Genomic DNA, 1,494 nt, shown 5'->3' with positions numbered 1-1,494 from the left:
GACTTGCAGCGACGGACCTCAGGACACTCTTACACCACGTCTGCGCGCGCGACCGATACCGGGCTCGGATGCATCGGATTTAACGAACATAATCAGTGTAATGTCTATTATTTTCTAGACTCGATATGATACTCCATCAGCAACAGTACTCATATTTGGCATTTTTTGACCACGAGGTCCTGCAAAAGCTGAAATCAAAATGCCCCCATGAACGACAGCTCTCCTTCTTGCGATGAACGTCGTCGTTTCCCCAGATAAAACCTGCCAAAATAAACCTGTCCCTTTTTGGCGGGTTTCGCTTGCACTTTAGCGTGCGACAGCGGATAATGCCGAGCACTCGAAAATGCGCTCAATAGCTTTCTATAGATGAGGAGGCCCCTATGGCCATGGAATTCAAACGCAGGTTGCCGATCCCCATGGAGATCCGCGAGGAAATGCCGCTTTCGGCCGAGCTCACCGCCAAAAAGCAGGAGTTTGACGCCGAGGTCGCCAAGATCTTTACCGGCGAGGATGCACGTAAGGTGCTCATCATCGGCCCGTGCTCTGCCGATCGCGAGGACTCGGTCCTCGAGTACATGAACCGCCTGGCCAAGGTCGCCGAGGAAGTCAAAGACAAGCTCGTTATCATCCCGCGCGTCTACACCAACAAGCCCCGCACCAAGGGCACCGGTTACAAGGGCCTGCTGCACAACCCCGACCCCGAGGCGCCGGACGACCTGCTTGAGGGCGTCAAGGCCATCCGCCACATGCACTTGCGCGTGATTGAGGAGACGGGTTTCTTCACCGCCGACGAGATGCTCTATCCCTCCAACTACCAATACCTCGTCGACCTGCTGAGCTATGTCGCCGTGGGCGCGCGCTCGGTCGAGAACCAGGAGCACCGTCTGGTGTCGAGTGGCATTTCGGTGCCGGTGGGCATGAAGAACCCCACTGCCGGTTCCACCACCGTTATGCTCAACTCCATCTATGCCGCCCAGGCACACCAGAGCTTTATCTTCCGCAACTGGGAGGTTGAGTGCGACGGCAACCCGCTCGCGCACGCCGTCATGCGCGGCTACATTGGCCTCGACGGCCGCACCTACCCCAATTACCACTACGAGCATCTGGAGCGCCTGGCCGAGCGTTACACCGAGCACGCCGGCTACGCCAACCCAGCTGCGGTCATCGACTGCAACCACGACAACTCGGGCAAGCGACCGCTGGAGCAGTACCGCATTTGCAAGGAGGTGCTCGACAGCTGCCGCCGCAACGAGTCCATCTCCAAGCTGGTCAAGGGCTTTATGATCGAGTCCTACCTGGAGGACGGCAACCAGCCGGTCGACGGCGGCGTCTTTGGCAAGTCGATCACCGACCCGTGCCTGGGTTGGGAAAAGACCGACTACCTCATCCACGAGATCGCAGAGCGGGTTTAGAGTTACGGCGTTTTACCAAACGCCGTAACCGGCCGACGCTGCAAGCCCGCCAGAGCGGCAATCTGCCTTTCAACTTCGGCGG

The 1,494-nt window shown here is 58.2% G+C and carries 1 protein-coding gene; it reads left to right on the top strand.

The genetic code is table 11. The features are described 5' to 3' along the window. The first annotated feature begins 380 nt into the window (after positions 1-380). A complete protein-coding gene (locus tag I2G43_RS05005; RefSeq protein WP_195535324.1) occupies positions 381-1,412 on the top strand; it encodes a 3-deoxy-7-phosphoheptulonate synthase in 1,032 nt (343 codons plus the stop codon). Positions 1,413-1,494 lie beyond the last annotated feature (82 nt).

The organism is Collinsella aerofaciens (assembly GCF_015557435.1).
GTDB lineage: Bacteria > Actinomycetota > Coriobacteriia > Coriobacteriales > Coriobacteriaceae > Collinsella > Collinsella aerofaciens_Z.
Note: the sequence above shows the minus strand (reverse complement) of the source record. Positions and strands in the feature narration are given on the sequence as shown.